The organism is Flavobacterium amnicola, from assembly GCF_004122165.1.
Classification (GTDB): domain Bacteria; phylum Bacteroidota; class Bacteroidia; order Flavobacteriales; family Flavobacteriaceae; genus Flavobacterium; species Flavobacterium amnicola.
Genome location: NZ_SBKO01000001.1, coordinates 736805 through 751919 on the forward strand (window position 1 = coordinate 736805; position 15115 = coordinate 751919).

A 15115-nucleotide genomic window follows, 5' to 3' on the forward strand; every position below is an offset into this window, starting at 1 on the left:
AAAATATAACTTTGATAGTTTTATAAAAATAAGCCCTATGAGATTAAAGCCCTACCTAATGTCACTTGTGCTTTTAGTGTGTACACTAAACGCGTTTGCTCAAATAGCTGACCCATTTGCACCACCAAGATATAATCAACGATTAAAGGGTGATATCTTGCAATTTGGTAATAATATTTTGAGTGCCCATCCCTCAAATGCTTATAATACCGTTGGAAATCCGTCTACTGCAAATGACCAAACGAATATGGTTTATGTGGATATCGATGGCGATCCAACCACATTTTCTTCAAGTAGTGCAAATCTTCAAGTTCCCAATACAAGTAGGGATTGTTATCGTATTAGCTATGCCGCCTTATATTGGTCAGCGACATACAGAACAGGGGACAGAAGTCAATTACATCAAGTTAAATTTAAAACACCAGGCTCAGCCAACTATACAGATATTACAGGGACTTTAGTCTATGATGAAGGGGTCGGGAATTTATTAGGAAATTCTTGTGATCCTTATGCTGCTTATGCCGATGTTACAAGTTTGATAACCCCAACCAACGCCGAAGGAGTATATACAGTAGCTAATGTTAGAGCCAGTTTAGGTGACAATGATGCCGATAATGATGGAAATGTAGACTGTCCAGGAGGTAATGCAGGTGGGTGGATTTTATTTATTGTTTATGAAGACCCAAGATTACCAGGTAAATTTATCACCACTTTTGATGGTTTCGCCGGAATCAACGGAACGAATAGTTTAACTATACCGGTTAATGGATTTAATACTATACCAACAGGTAATGTAAATGCAAAATTAGCATTTGCAGCCTTGGAAGGAGACAATAAAATTACTGGTGATGCTTTAGATATTAGAGGATTGCAAGGAAATCCTCCGTTTTCTACTATGGGGGGTGGAATCCGACCTACTAATAATTTTTTCAATAGTAGTTTTACCGATGTTAGTGGAAATCAAAGTGGAAGAAATCCGAACAGTCAAAATGCCCTTGGTTTTGATTCGGGCATTACAGATGTAGCGAATCCCGCGAATAGTGTATTGGGTAATAACGAAACCAATGCTGAGGTCCGATTACGAACCAGTGGTGATCAGTACTATCTTTTCTTTTTAGGATTTTCTGTTGAAATTATTGAACCGGATATTTTATTAACGAAAGAAGTAGAAAACATTGCGGGGCAGCCAATTGGTAATTCCAATGTTACGATGTGTCAAGAGCTAAATTATGTGATTGGGTTTGATAATATCGGAAACGATGATGCAGAAGGGGTGGATAGCCAACCTGCACCATATGGAAATGCTTACATACTAATTCGAGATGTGTTACCAATTAATACAACGCTCGTAAGTGTTGACGTCTCTAATGTACCGGGAACAATTGTAGTACCAAATCCAGGAAATCCAAGAGATTTGTCTATTTATGTACCTAGACAATATGTAACCGCAAACGAATCACATCATGAAATTATCATACGTGTTCGAGTTGCCTGTACTTGTGAAGAATTAACAACGGCATGTTCTAATTTAATTTTAAATCAAGCTTTCATAACTTATCAAGGAGTCGTTAGTAATATTGTAATTTCCAATGATCCTAGTTCCGCCACTTTCAATTTAAATTGTAATTCAGGAAGTTCTGATGCCACCAACTTTTTAGTGGGTATCGATTCTTGTGTGTACAATACAGATGTTATTATTTGTGGTACCAATGCAACGTTGACAGCAGGAAGTGGTTTCGATAATTATGTATGGACTGGTCCTGCCGGAGCCACCTTTGTTCCAAATAATACCAGCCAAACAGTTACGGTGAATATGTTGGGAACTTACACGGTAAATGGTACGGATGCAGTGTGTCGACCAATCGTGCAAACTTTTAATGTCATTCAATTTGGAGCCGGATTAACAAATCCTATTATTCCATATGATGAAAATCCAACTCCAGTAATCTGTACCGATAACGGAGAAAGGCTACCGTATATCTTTTTATGTGGAAGCGGTGATTCACAATTATTACAAACCAATATTACCAATGCTACAAATGTGCAATGGTTTTTATACAATCCTGCATTAGCAGGTTGTGGCCCTTATCCAGCTACCAATTGTCCGGTGACAAATGCCGCATGTTGGACCAATCAAGTAGGAACGGGTTCTAATTATACGGTTACTGCTGCTGGAATGTATAGCGTTGTCTTTACTTTCCCAGGAGGATGTACTCGTACCTTCTATTTTAATGTTTACCAAAATTTACTGGATCCTCAAATTGTTAAAGAAGACATTATTTGTGGTAGCCCAGGAAGTATAACAGTAACAAATGTATCTGGTTCTGGATATGAATATCAATTGTTGAATGGAGCTGTAGTAGTATTCCCTTGGCAACCGAGTAATATCTTTACACCAATCAATACTGCTGGAACCTATACTGTTCAAGTAAGACCAACAACATTTAGTGGAGGTTGTGTCTTTACCGTTCCAAATATTGGAATTCAAGTACTTGATGTAACAGTGACCACAATAGTAACTCAACCCTTGTGTTTTGGTGAACAAGGAGCAATTAATATTCAAATTACCGGAGTTCCGGGTCAATATTATTATACCTTACATCAAGGCACAATAGCAGGACCAGTTGTTGGATCAGTAGGACCAACGAATGCTACTTTTAATGTTTTTAGTAATTTAACTCCAGGACAAACCTATACATGGGAGACACACACGGATGATGGCTGTAGTCGTACCGGAACTTTTACCATAAATAATCCACCACAACTTGTAGTAAATTCTGCGATTACAGTTCCACTAACAAGTTGTACCGATGGAGAAATAACAGTGAATGTATCAGGTGGTACACCTCCATATTTTTATTATGTTAATTCATTACCACCAGCTCCGTTTACAACAAGTAACGTTATCCCAGTAACGACTCCAGGAACCTATACTATAACAGTATACGATTCTAATAATTGTTTCGCATCAACGCAACAAATAATTACCTTAACGCCTCCTCCAACTTTTACAGTTAGTTCAACCAACATCCTTTGTTATGGAACTAATTCAGGAACAATTACTTTTAATGTAACAAATGCCAATGGAAATGCTTTAATGTATAGCATTGATGGTGGCGTAACTTGGCAATCGAACCCAGTATTTACAAACGTGCCTCCAGGTGCTTATAGCGCTGTGGTACAGTACACATTTGGTACTGCGGTATGTACAAGTGTTCCACAAAATATTACGATAACTGAGCCAGCTCAAGCATTAACCGCTTCTGGAGGTGTTGCTGCAGTAGCTTGTGATTCTAACGGGGGTAACGGAATAGTTAGGATAACCAATGTTCAGGGTGGAACTCCTTATCCAGCACCTAATCCTTATCAATATAATTTTGGTTCAGGATATCAAAATTCAAATCAAGCCAACCTTCCTCCTGGAACCTATACTATTTCGGTTAGAGACGCGAACTTGTGCGAGTTTTTCATGACCGTAACGTTAGACCCAATACCGGCTCCACCTACCATTAATGTTGGTGCGCCAACTTTTAATTGTAATGGTTCGGCCACAAGTACCGTAACTGTAAATAATGGTGCAAGCAGTTACACCTATACGTATTCAATTAATCCACCATTAGTACCACCTCATGATCCAAATTCAAATGTATTTCAAAATGTACAATGTGGTAATTCAGTAGTAACTGTAAATTATACATTAGTTTCACCACCAACATTTAGTAATTTACTAAATGAAGATTTTGGAATTGGTAATGATACTACATCACCAGGTATAAATCCTGCATATTGCTTTGAAAGACAAATAAATAATCCAGCAATCTACTGTAAAACGGGTCCACAAATTAATGACGGAGATTATAGTGTCACAAAAAGAATACTATTTCCTTTTGGAGCTTGGTATCCATTTTTAGATCATACAACAAACGGAACTAATCCAAATGCAAGATTTTTAGCTATTAATATTGGGGGTGTTGCTGGTGTAGGTGGAATTCTATACAGTAAACCAATTACAGATATTATTCCGAATCAAGATATTAGAGTATCCCTTTGGGCGGCTAATTTATTAAGAATCGATCCTTCTAATACACAAAGCCCACCTGACTTAACTATTCAATTAGTTAGAGATTTGGGATTACCTACGGAAACAATAATTGCGGCTTCAAATACGGGTAATATCCCTAAATCTAATGCATGGATTAATTATCAATTAACCTTGAACCCTGGTCCAAATACTAGTTTAAGTTTTGTAATTCGTTCTAATATTGCGGTAACCAGTGGTAATGATGTTGTTATCGATGATATTAATGTTTTCCAATTACCGGTAGCGTGTTTAACGACGAGAAATTTCCCTATAAACATTCCTTGTAATCAAGCCTTTACAGCGCAAGTTACTGGACATAGAGATGTAAGTTGTGCTGGAGCAAACGATGCAACAATTACTGTTGCCGCTCAAAATTTTAATACAACAAATGGTTTTCAAGTTTCTATGGATAATGGAGCGACTTGGGTTACTTATTTTACATCACCACAAACAATTCCTGTTCCAGCTGCATATCCAGGCTTTGTTTTGATTCGTTACGATGCTGCTCCAGGAAATGCTGCTTGTAGCTTTAATTTACCACAAACAATTATTACACCAACGCCACTTACTTTATCTGCAGTTAACACCGCTGTGACTTGTTTGGCTGGCGCAACAATTACGGCTACGGCTGGTGGAGGAACACCTGCTTATCAATATCAATTGACTACTTCTTTAGGAGCTGTTGTGGTTGCTTATCAATCAAGTAATGTATTCACAAACATTCCGGCCGGAAGTTATATTGTTACGGTAAGAGATTTTAATTTATGTACAAGAACTTTCCCAATTTCATTTGTAGGACCAACCACGCCAATACTTACGCTTTCACCAACATCAGATTTTTGTTTTGATAGCGGTAATCAAGCAACACTTGTCGTTACGGCTTCAAATGGTGTTGCCCCTTATAGTTTTAGTATAAATGGAAGTGCTTATGTACCAAGTAATACGCCAGTAAACAGTCACACCTTTAGTAATTTAGTACCAGGTACCTATACTATTTCTGTTACGGATTCGTTTGGTTGTACCAATACAGCCGTATTTACTCAAACGATTAATCCGCAATTAACGGTTAATACTGTTTTAACGAAAGATTTCGATTGTACGGCTAGTCCAAATGCAGTAATTACAGGTACAATTGCTGGAGGATATCCAGGATACACCTATGCTGTAAGTTATAACAGTGGAGCATTTGTAAATTTAGGAGCCGTTGCTGGTTCTTCATTTACCTATAGTATTCCAACTGCCAACCCAGGAACGTATCAATTTCAAATTACAGACACCCGCGGTTGTACTGTTTTAAGTACTATTACTACTATTAATGCATTATCAATTCCTGTATTAACGATTAATCCGCTTGCTCAAAATTTAGCATGTTTTGGTGATTCAACAGGTTCTGTAACGTGGAGTGTAGCCGGTGGAACTCCAGTGTTTACCATCAATATTTTAAACAATACTACTGGTATCAACTACGGCACTCAAACGAGTGGTTTACCAGCAGGAAATTATACAGCAACGGTAACCGATTCAAAATCATGTACCGACACTGAAAACTTTGTAATCACGCAGCCTGCACAATTAACATTTACACCGGCAATTACACCAATTACGTGTAATCCAGTTGGAGGTTATACATTGGGTCAAATTTGTGCTAACGCAGTAACTGGTGGTACAGCTCCATTTACTTATACTTTAGTAGATTTAACTGGAGGGACAGCAAACCAAGTATTTGGACCTACTGCAGCAACTACCCATTGTTTTACAGGAGTAGATTTCGGTATCTATGATATATTTGTAACGGATGCAAATGGTTGTACTTTTGTTAGACCGAATCAAGTAATGTCGAATCCACCAAGTGATTTAACATTTGTGGTGAGCCCAACAATACCTTCGTGTGCTGCAGGAGCGACTATCGATGTTACACTTGTTGGTGCCATTGGAGCTGGACCATTCCAATTTGGAATTGTAAACTTAACGGCTTTCCCTTGGTCTAGTTCTTTTGCAAATGCTAGTAACCCACCTTTCCAACATCAATTTACAGGATTGGCTCCGGGTACTTTCTATACTATTGTGGTTAGAGATTTAACAACTGGTTGTTATTATTTTGAAGCTGTTAACACTGCAACACCTACAAACTCGACATTAAATCCTACTTATACACCTAACAATGTAACCTGTAGAGGTGCTAATGATGGATCGATAACGATTACTGGAATTTCAGGTATTCATCCGAGTACTACATCAATTCAATATACCATCAATTATTCACCATCAAATGTGCCAATTGGACCAGCTCCAACCGGAACTATTGTTTTACCAGCGGTATTTCCAATTACAATTGGAGGTGCATTAACGCCAGGTACTTATAATATACATTTTACGGAAATTGGTGGCCCAGCAATTTCAGGTTGTGGTATTACCACAGCACCTTTTGTGATTTCACAATCGGCAACAGTATTAGCTTTAACTGCTACGACTACACCTGACAATTGTAATGTAAATGCAGGTGTTATTACAGCCGTAGCTTCTGGTGGAACAGCGCCATATACGTATCAATATTTAGTGTGTGGAACTCCAGCACCTACTGCTAGTTCTTTAGGTTGGCTACCTTCCAATACTTTTAATGCAGAAAGCGGATGTTATGATGTTTATGTGAAAGATGCCTTTGGATGTATTCGTACTGTAACAGTAAACATTGCTTTAGATCCTACACCAGTCGTTGCCGCATCTGTGGTTAACGCTTGTGCTACACAAAATAATTTTGCAATCAATGTGACTTTACCTACAGCAGGTATCGCTCCATACTCTTTCAGTATTGATGGTGGTGCTTATCAAGTAAGAATACCTCCATTTACAATCTCAGGATTATCATCTGGAACACATACCGTTCAAGTTAGAGATAACAATGGTTGTGGTAATTTAGTAAGTGTAACTATTTTAGCGCCTTTAAGTGCCTCTGGTACCTTTACTACGCAACCAACATGTAGAAATGCCGATGGTACAATTACCGTTGTTGCTACTGGAGGTTCAGGAAATTACACCTACACTTTAGCGCCAACTACAAATGCCACTGGTGTATTTACAGGAATAGCTCCGGGAACGTATACTGTTACAATTACTGATACGACTACAACTTGTACGACTACAGCAACAGTTACTTTGGTAGCACCAATTGATCCAACTTTCACGGCAACAAGTACTCCACCGTCATGTAATGGTGGATCAAATGGTTCTTTAGTTGTTAATTTAACAGGTGCTAATGTAGATCCTGTTTATACTTATCAAATTATTGCTCCTATTGGATTTGCTACTGGCCCTCAAACATCGAATGTCTTTAATGGACTTCCAGCCGGTCCTTACACAATCCAAGTAAATTCTGGTAGAGGATGTTTTGCAACACAAATATTCAATATTGGCCAACCTCCTGTAGTAAACGTACCAGCACCTGCTGTGACGCAATTTGCATGTAACGCAGGAACCAATTCATTTAATTTAGCCACAATTACTGTGAATGGTGTAACTGGAGGTACCGGAACGTATACTATTTATGAATTTGTTCTTGGCGGAACCGTTGTTCAGTCGGGATCAAGTAATGTATACAGTACGGCAAATACTGCTGGAGGAACTTATACCGTTAACGTATATGATACCAATGGATGTTTAGGTTCAACAACAGCTGTTATTAATCCATTTATTAGTATATCTAATCCAGTGGTGACTGTTGTAAACCCAATAACTTGTACGACTTTAGAAAATATTACCGTATCGGTTACAACTACTGGTGGACCAGCTCCAGTTTACAATTACACAATTAATTCAATTCCACCTGGGTTTACGCAAAGTAACACTACTGGAATTTTTAACGGGTTACCTATCGGAGATTATTTAATCACCATCACGAATCCTGTTACGAATTGTAGTGTTGAAATCATCCATTACGTATTTGATCCTAATACTTTTGATATCAATACATCATTAATTACGAATGTAAGTTGTGTTGGAGGGAATAATGGAAGTGTAAACTTAACTTTTGTAGACAATCAATTATCACCTACAAATGATGCAGGACCTTTTAATTATGTAGTTACCAATACAACAACACCTTTAGTTATTGCTGGTTCTAGCGCTACTGCTGGACCTACATTAATATCTGGTTTAACAGCAGGTTTGTATACAGTTACGGCAACTTTGGTGAATTCTCCAAGATGTACAGTAACCACAAACTTTATTATTCTTGAACCTAGCCAAGTATTAGATATAACAGCAACTCAAACACCATTAACATGTGCTCCGGGTAATGATGCTTCTATTACTGTTGTTGCTACAGGTGGATGGGGATCATATTCTTATACACTTAATCCTGGTGCAGTTACAAATACAACAGGGGTATTTACAGGCTTAACCGGTACCATCAATTATACCATTACGGTAACTGACGCATTAGGTTGTCAAGACTTTGTAAATGTTACCATAACACGACCTGCTCAAATTACGGCAAATCCAATTGCTAATGTACAGTTGACTTGTTTTGGAGTAAATAATGGATCTGTTACGGTTACTGGAGTAACCGGTGGTCAAAATAGTCCTACCGATTATGTGTATACGTTAACCTATCCTGACGGAAGTGTTTCTGGTCCTCAGGCATCGCCTACCTTTAACAATTTAAGTCCAGGAAATTACTCTGTAGTAATTAATGATCCGTTCAATTGTTTGTCAGCTCCGATACCATTTACGGTATTGCCAGCGACACAAATTATAGCGACACTTACCAAAGTACCTAATTCACAAGTGTGTGATACAAGTCAAGAGCAATTGTTATTGACTGCTTCAGGCGGAACAGGAGTATTCTTCTATAGTTTATCACAAGCTGGACCGTGGCTTCCATTGTTGCCTAATCCTTTAAACTTAGGATTATTGCCAGCAGGACCTCATACATATTATGTAAGAGATTCTAATAACTGTACTGCAGTGGTTTCAAACACTGTTGTAATTGATACTTTAGATCCATTAACATTAGCGATATTACCTATTACCGATTTTGTTTTAGATTGTAGTTATGATGTTGGAACTATCTATGCGCAAGCTACTGGTGGAGAAGGTGCTTATACCTATACTCTATTGCCGGGTGGTGCAACTAATACAACCGGTATATTTAATGGAATCGGACAAGGTGTATATACTGTTCAAGTAACCAGTGGCGATTGTACTATGGTACAAACACCAGTTCAAATTGATGCTCCTGAGGAATTAAGAGTTACTGCAGTAGCACATAACACGAAATGTTCGTATACCAATGATGGAGACATTGTGATTACACTTACAGGAGTTGACGGAAGACCAATTCAGTATGAATTGATTTCTAGCGATGGGGTGTATACAGGATCACAATCGTTTGATATACCAGATCCAAGCCAACCTTTCACTATTCCTAATTTAGGACCTGGAACGTACACATTAAACGTACATACCGTACCAAGTAACTGTGGACCTTTACCAATTTCGTTAGTAATTAATAGACCTAACCCGATAGCTTTTGATGCTACAGTAATGCAGAACGAAACTTGTTTTAATGCTGCAGATGGAGAAATTATTGTTGACAATATTACAGGAGGTACCACCTTGGATGCTTTGGGGAATCCTATTCCAAATCCTTATCAAATTACCTTAAATTATGTGATTGATAATACAACGAATCCTCCAACGGATAATTCTGTATATGTTCCGTTAAATAATTTAGCTGGTGCGGGTACACACGTGTTTCCAAGTTTGGCAGCAGGAACTTATCTTATTAATGTCACAGATGGCAATGGCTGTGATTTCCCTCAAAGTGTGACTATCATTCCTGGTGACAATTATGAGCCAATTGTGCAAGTGACATATCCTTGTAATCCACTAACGAATGAACCAATGGTTCGAATAGAGGTTCTAAATACCGTTGCACCGAATGCATTTGGTCCTGGATATACTTTCCAATTGGATGGTTTCCCAGCACAAAGTAGCCCAATTTTTGAGTCCACAAACCCTGTATATACTGCAGCGTTGTCGATTCCTACGAATCATTCAATTATGGTATTTAGCCCAACAGGTTGTAATAAACCGGCATTAGATCCAGCTGATGGTGATGCTGTTTTTGATGTGACTCCACTAACTGCATTAGATGTAGTCTTATCACAAGGTGGTTTAAATACTGCTTTGGCGACCGCTTCAGGAGGTTCTGGAAATTATAGCTATACATTCTATGCTAATGGTCAGGAAGTACAATCAGGTTCAAGTAATACGTATGTGTACTTCCAGCAATATAATTCTATTGGTGTGGTTGTAACTGATAATATTAGTGGATGTAATATTGAAAAAAGCAGACCATTACCATACTATCCAATTTTCATTCCAAATGTGTTTACACCTGGTGATGGAGGTGGATGGGCTCCGGATAATACGTCGAACTATCCTAACTTAGTGACTAAAATTTACGACCGTTACGGACGTTTGGTAAAAACATTACCGGAAGGGGATCGTTGGGATGGTAAATACGAAGGCAAAGATTTACCTTCAGGTGACTACTGGTATGTGGTTAAAGTGGACGGTAAAGATGCCGATGAGTACGTAGGACATTTTACATTATATAGATAATTTAGCAATTCAGAGCAATGAGATTTAATTTTAACAATATTCAAAAATTCATCGTAGCAATTGTAGTATTATCTTGTAATAATAACAATGCTCAAGAGTTTAACGTGCCAGTAGCAACACAGTACTTGGCAGACAATCCTTTTGTAATGTCACCGGTATTCGCGGGTATTGGAGACAACGCGCGAATTCGTGTCAATGGTTTTTCACAATGGGTGGGCATCGATGATTCACCTCAAAATCAGGCGGTTTATGCTGATTTAAGAGTATTAGATCAATCTGGAGTGGGTATTTCACTTTACAACGATAAAAACGGTTATACGCGTCAAACAGGAGGTAAGCTTACCTTTGCACACCATATCATTTTAGATTACGTGTCGAAACAATACTTATCCTTTGGTATGTCCTATAACCTGAATAATTTCAGAATAGAAACCGATAAGTTTAATGTATATAACCCGTTTGTTATCAATGATAGGTTTACGGCCAATAATAACTTTGATGTTGGTTTCTTATATCGTAGAGGAAAATTCTATGCAGCTGTCAATGCGAGTAACTTGCTTGGAAAGGACATTAAAAAGTTTGTCAGCGCTCCAGAACCGAGTTTGTTGAGAAACTATCAGTTCTATACGGGTTATTTGTTCAGAGGTAATCGCGACAGTAGAACAGAAGTGGAACCTTCGGCTTATTTTCAATATTTCGAAAGTGATGGTCGTTCGAGTACTGATATCAATGTCAAACTTCGTTACTTAGACCAACAACGTACCGGTTATTTTTGGTTGGGAGCCACGTATCGTTTTCTTAACGATCAACCGATGAAGCCACTTACTGTTGGTCCAATGTTAGGACTTAAAAAAGGAGGGTTTTATCTTGGATATTCGTATCAGGTCACTTTAAATGAATTATCGGCTTACAACTCAGGTACACACATGATTACGTTGGGTTGGGATTTCTTCCAAGGATTGAGTAACTGTCCATGTACACAAACAGCAGTTTCTGACGATTAATAAATAAAAAAATAAATGCCAAAATGAAAACGGTTAACGATATCAATTTTAATACTAAAAAAGCAGTAATTCGTGTAGATTTTAATGTTCCCTTAGACGAAAACTTTAAAGTAACCGATGCTACCCGAATTGAAGCTGCCAAACCAACTATAGATTACATATTAGCACACGGTGGAAGTGTCATTTTAATGTCGCATTTAGGAAGACCTAAAGGGATTCAAGATGAATTTTCATTACGCCATATTGTAGATAAGGTTTCGGAAGTTTTGGGAATGCCTGTTACTTTTGCTTCCGATTGTATTGGGCAAGTAGCTGAAAATGCTGCGGCTCATTTAAAATCTGGAGAAGTATTATTATTAGAAAACTTACGTTTTTATAAAGAAGAAGAGGCTGGTGATGTTGCTTTTGCAAAGCAATTGGCTTCTTTGGGAGATGTGTATGTTAACGATGCGTTCGGTACTGCACACAGAGCACACGCTTCTACGACGATTATCGCGCAATTTTTTCCAGAAAATAAATGTTTTGGTACATTGTTGGCAAAAGAGATCGAAAGCTTAAATAAAGTGCTTAAAAACAGCGAAAAACCGGTAACTGCGGTTTTGGGTGGAAGTAAAGTTTCCTCAAAAATTACGGTTATTGAAAATATCTTAGATAAAATTGACCACATGATTATTGGTGGTGGAATGACCTTCACCTTCATTAAAGCATTAGGGGGTCAAATTGGAAATTCGCTTTGCGAAGATGATAAATTGGATATGGCATTGGATATTTTAGCAAAAGCGAAAGCCAAAAATGTCCAAATTCACCTTCCAGTGGATGTGATTGCCGCAAATGCTTTTGCCAATGACGCACAAACTCAAGTGGTCAATGTGAATGCCATTCCCGATGGTTGGCAAGGTCTTGATGCAGGACCAAAATCTCTTGAAGCTACTAAAGCAGTAATTCTACAATCTAAAACTATCCTTTGGAATGGTCCTTTAGGTGTTTTCGAAATGGATGCCTTCGCCAATGGAACCATTCAATTAGGGGAATTTATTGCCGAAGCCACTCAAAACGGTGCTTTTTCACTCGTGGGTGGAGGAGATAGTGTGGCGGCAGTAAAACAATTCGGTTTTGAACCTAAAATGAGCTACGTTTCTACGGGTGGTGGTGCTATGTTGGAAATGCTTGAAGGGAAAATTTTACCAGGAATTTCTGCTATTTTAAACAATTAAAGCAATTTTAACAATATTTATTGTTGATTTTCGTTTTAAGACTTTAAGTTTGCATATTAATATAAATGGTTAATTATCAACTATTTACAAAATACAGCCTATGATTAGAAAAAACATTGCCCTAACCCTATTGCTGCTCATACCTACATGTGTAACTTTTGCTCAAGATAGCGTTTCCCAAGATTCTATACTTAAACCAGTTCTTAAGTTATCCTTTTTAGACTCTTTAAAAAATACATTCGTCGTGGATGAAACCTCCGATTGTATTGACAACCAGCATATAAAAGAACTTTCCAATACGCAAGATATTTTTGACGGATTGGTTTCCGACATTAAAAATTTAGATTTAAATGTTCCGGTCGATTATGATCTGCCAACCGATGTTTTCAAAGAAAGGCTTCGATTGATGGATGAGAAATCACCCTTTAATATTGAATACAATCAGCAGTTGGAAAACCTTGTTAAGAATTTCCTTAAAAACCGTAAACGTTCGTACGAGCGTTTAATGGGATTGTCACAGTACTATTTCCCAATGTTTGAAGAAGCATTGGCACGTTACAACGTACCTTTAGAAATCAAATACTTAGCCATTGTAGAATCGGCTTTGCGTTCTAGTGCAGTTTCTCGTGTAGGTGCTACTGGTTTGTGGCAGTTTATGTATGAAACGGGAAAACAATACGGACTAAAAATTGATTCGTATGTCGATGAGCGTAAAGATACTTTCAAAGCTTCCGATGCTGCGGCACGTTATATGGAAGGCATGTACAAAATATTTGGCGACTGGGAATTGGTGTTAGCTTCTTATAACTCAGGAGCTGGAAATGTTTCCAAAGCGATTCGTCGTTCTGGTGGTCATCAAAATTTCTGGAATATCAAGAATAAATTACCGAGAGAAACAGCGGGTTATGTTCCGGCATTTTTAGCGACCATGTATATTTTCGAATATCATAAAGAACACGGAATTGTGCCTCAAAAAGCAGTAGTGAATCATTTTGAAACCGATACGATTGGTTTGAAAAGAAAAATCACCTTCAAACAATTGTCGAATCTTTTGGATGTTTCTGAAAATGATATCGAGTTTTTGAATCCGTCGTACAAAATGAAAGTGGTTCCGTATGTCACTGGAAAAACCAACTTCATTTGCTTGCCTAAGAAAAAGATTGCAGTATTAGCTTCTAACGAAAGTAAAGTTTATGCTTATGTTGATTATCAAGAAAGTCAACGTGAAAAGCAATTTGGACCGAAGCCAAAAGTAAAAGTGGTGAAAGATACGCTAGGCACAGAAACAGTGGTGGAAGAAGCAATTGTGGAAACTAGAAAAGTGACCAAAGAAGTTACGAAAACGAAATACCATACGGTAAAACGTGGCGATAATTTAGGAGAAATTGCTAGCAAATACGATGTAGCGGTTACCGATGTAAAAAAATGGAACCGTTTAAAAAGCAATAATGTAAAATTAGGCGCCAAATTGAAAATCATGTACGACGATAAAATTGTCGTTACGGAAAAGATAAAAAAGCCTAAAACAGAATTGGTAACGTCAACACAAGAGATAGCGATTGCTGAAGTTGCTAAAACGGAAAGCAAAATCAAAAAAGAACCAACGGTTGAGAAAAATAGTGCGGTTGCAGAACATGTCGTAGAACAAGGACAAACCTTAACTACCATTGCCAAAATGCATAAAATGTATGTGGCCGATATTAAGAAATACAACAATCTTAAAGACGGAGCGATTAAAGTAGGGGATAAATTAAAACTAAAACCATCAACCGAAATAGTTCCTGAAGTAAAAGAAGCAGTGGTAGCAACTACGGAAGCGGAAGCAACGTTTCATGTGGTGGAAAAAGGGCAAAATATCTTTCAAATCGCTAAGCTGAACAAAGTAAGCGTAAACGATATCATGAACTGGAACAACATGACCACGACCAACATCAATGTAGGCGATAAGCTAAAGATTGAAAAAGTGGCGGAAGTAATTGTGGAAGCGCCGAAGAAGAAAAACAGCAAATACGAAGAACAAAAATTATACATCGTACAAAAAGGCGATTCGTTGTTTAAAATTTCGCAGAAGCATCAAACAACCGTTACCGAGCTGAAAAAGAAAAATAATATCAAAGAAAACGACCTCCAACCAGGGATGAAGTTGAAAATATAAACCAAAGGGATTCGAAAGAGTCCCTTTTTTATTTTAA

4 protein-coding genes are annotated in these 15115 nt (G+C 37.9%); all 4 read left to right on the forward strand.

Translation table 11 applies throughout. The features are described from left to right. Positions 1–37 precede the first annotated feature (37 nt). Entirely contained in the window at positions 38–10705 is a 10668-nt protein-coding gene (locus EQG63_RS03330) for a T9SS type B sorting domain-containing protein (protein WP_129434415.1), read from the forward strand. 17 nt (positions 10706–10722) lie between these two features. Beyond that, complete coding sequence (locus EQG63_RS03335; protein WP_164974449.1) at positions 10723–11709, forward strand: PorP/SprF family type IX secretion system membrane protein; 987 nt, start codon at positions 10723–10725, stop codon at positions 11707–11709. Between the two features lie 23 nt (positions 11710–11732). Beyond that, the gene (locus EQG63_RS03340; protein WP_129434417.1) at positions 11733–12923 is read left to right on the forward strand and encodes a phosphoglycerate kinase; all 1191 of its coding nucleotides are present in this window, start codon (positions 11733–11735) and stop codon (positions 12921–12923) included. A gap of 100 nt (positions 12924–13023) precedes the next feature. Further along, positions 13024–15078, forward strand: a complete 2055-nt coding sequence (locus EQG63_RS03345) for a LysM peptidoglycan-binding domain-containing protein (protein ID WP_129434419.1) — start codon at positions 13024–13026, stop codon at positions 15076–15078. Positions 15079–15115: the final 37 nt, after the last annotated feature.

What these genes read in the sequence shown, in the direction of transcription:
- EQG63_RS03340 (WP_129434417.1), top strand. Translation starts at nt 11,733, where the DNA reads ATGAAAACGGTTAACGATATCAATTTTAATACTAAAAAAGCAGTAATT.
- EQG63_RS03335 (WP_164974449.1), top strand. Translation starts at nt 10,723, where the DNA reads ATGAGATTTAATTTTAACAATATTCAAAAATTCATCGTAGCAATTGTA.
- EQG63_RS03330 (WP_129434415.1), top strand. Translation starts at nt 38, where the DNA reads ATGAGATTAAAGCCCTACCTAATGTCACTTGTGCTTTTAGTGTGTACA.
- EQG63_RS03345 (WP_129434419.1), top strand. Translation starts at nt 13,024, where the DNA reads ATGATTAGAAAAAACATTGCCCTAACCCTATTGCTGCTCATACCTACA.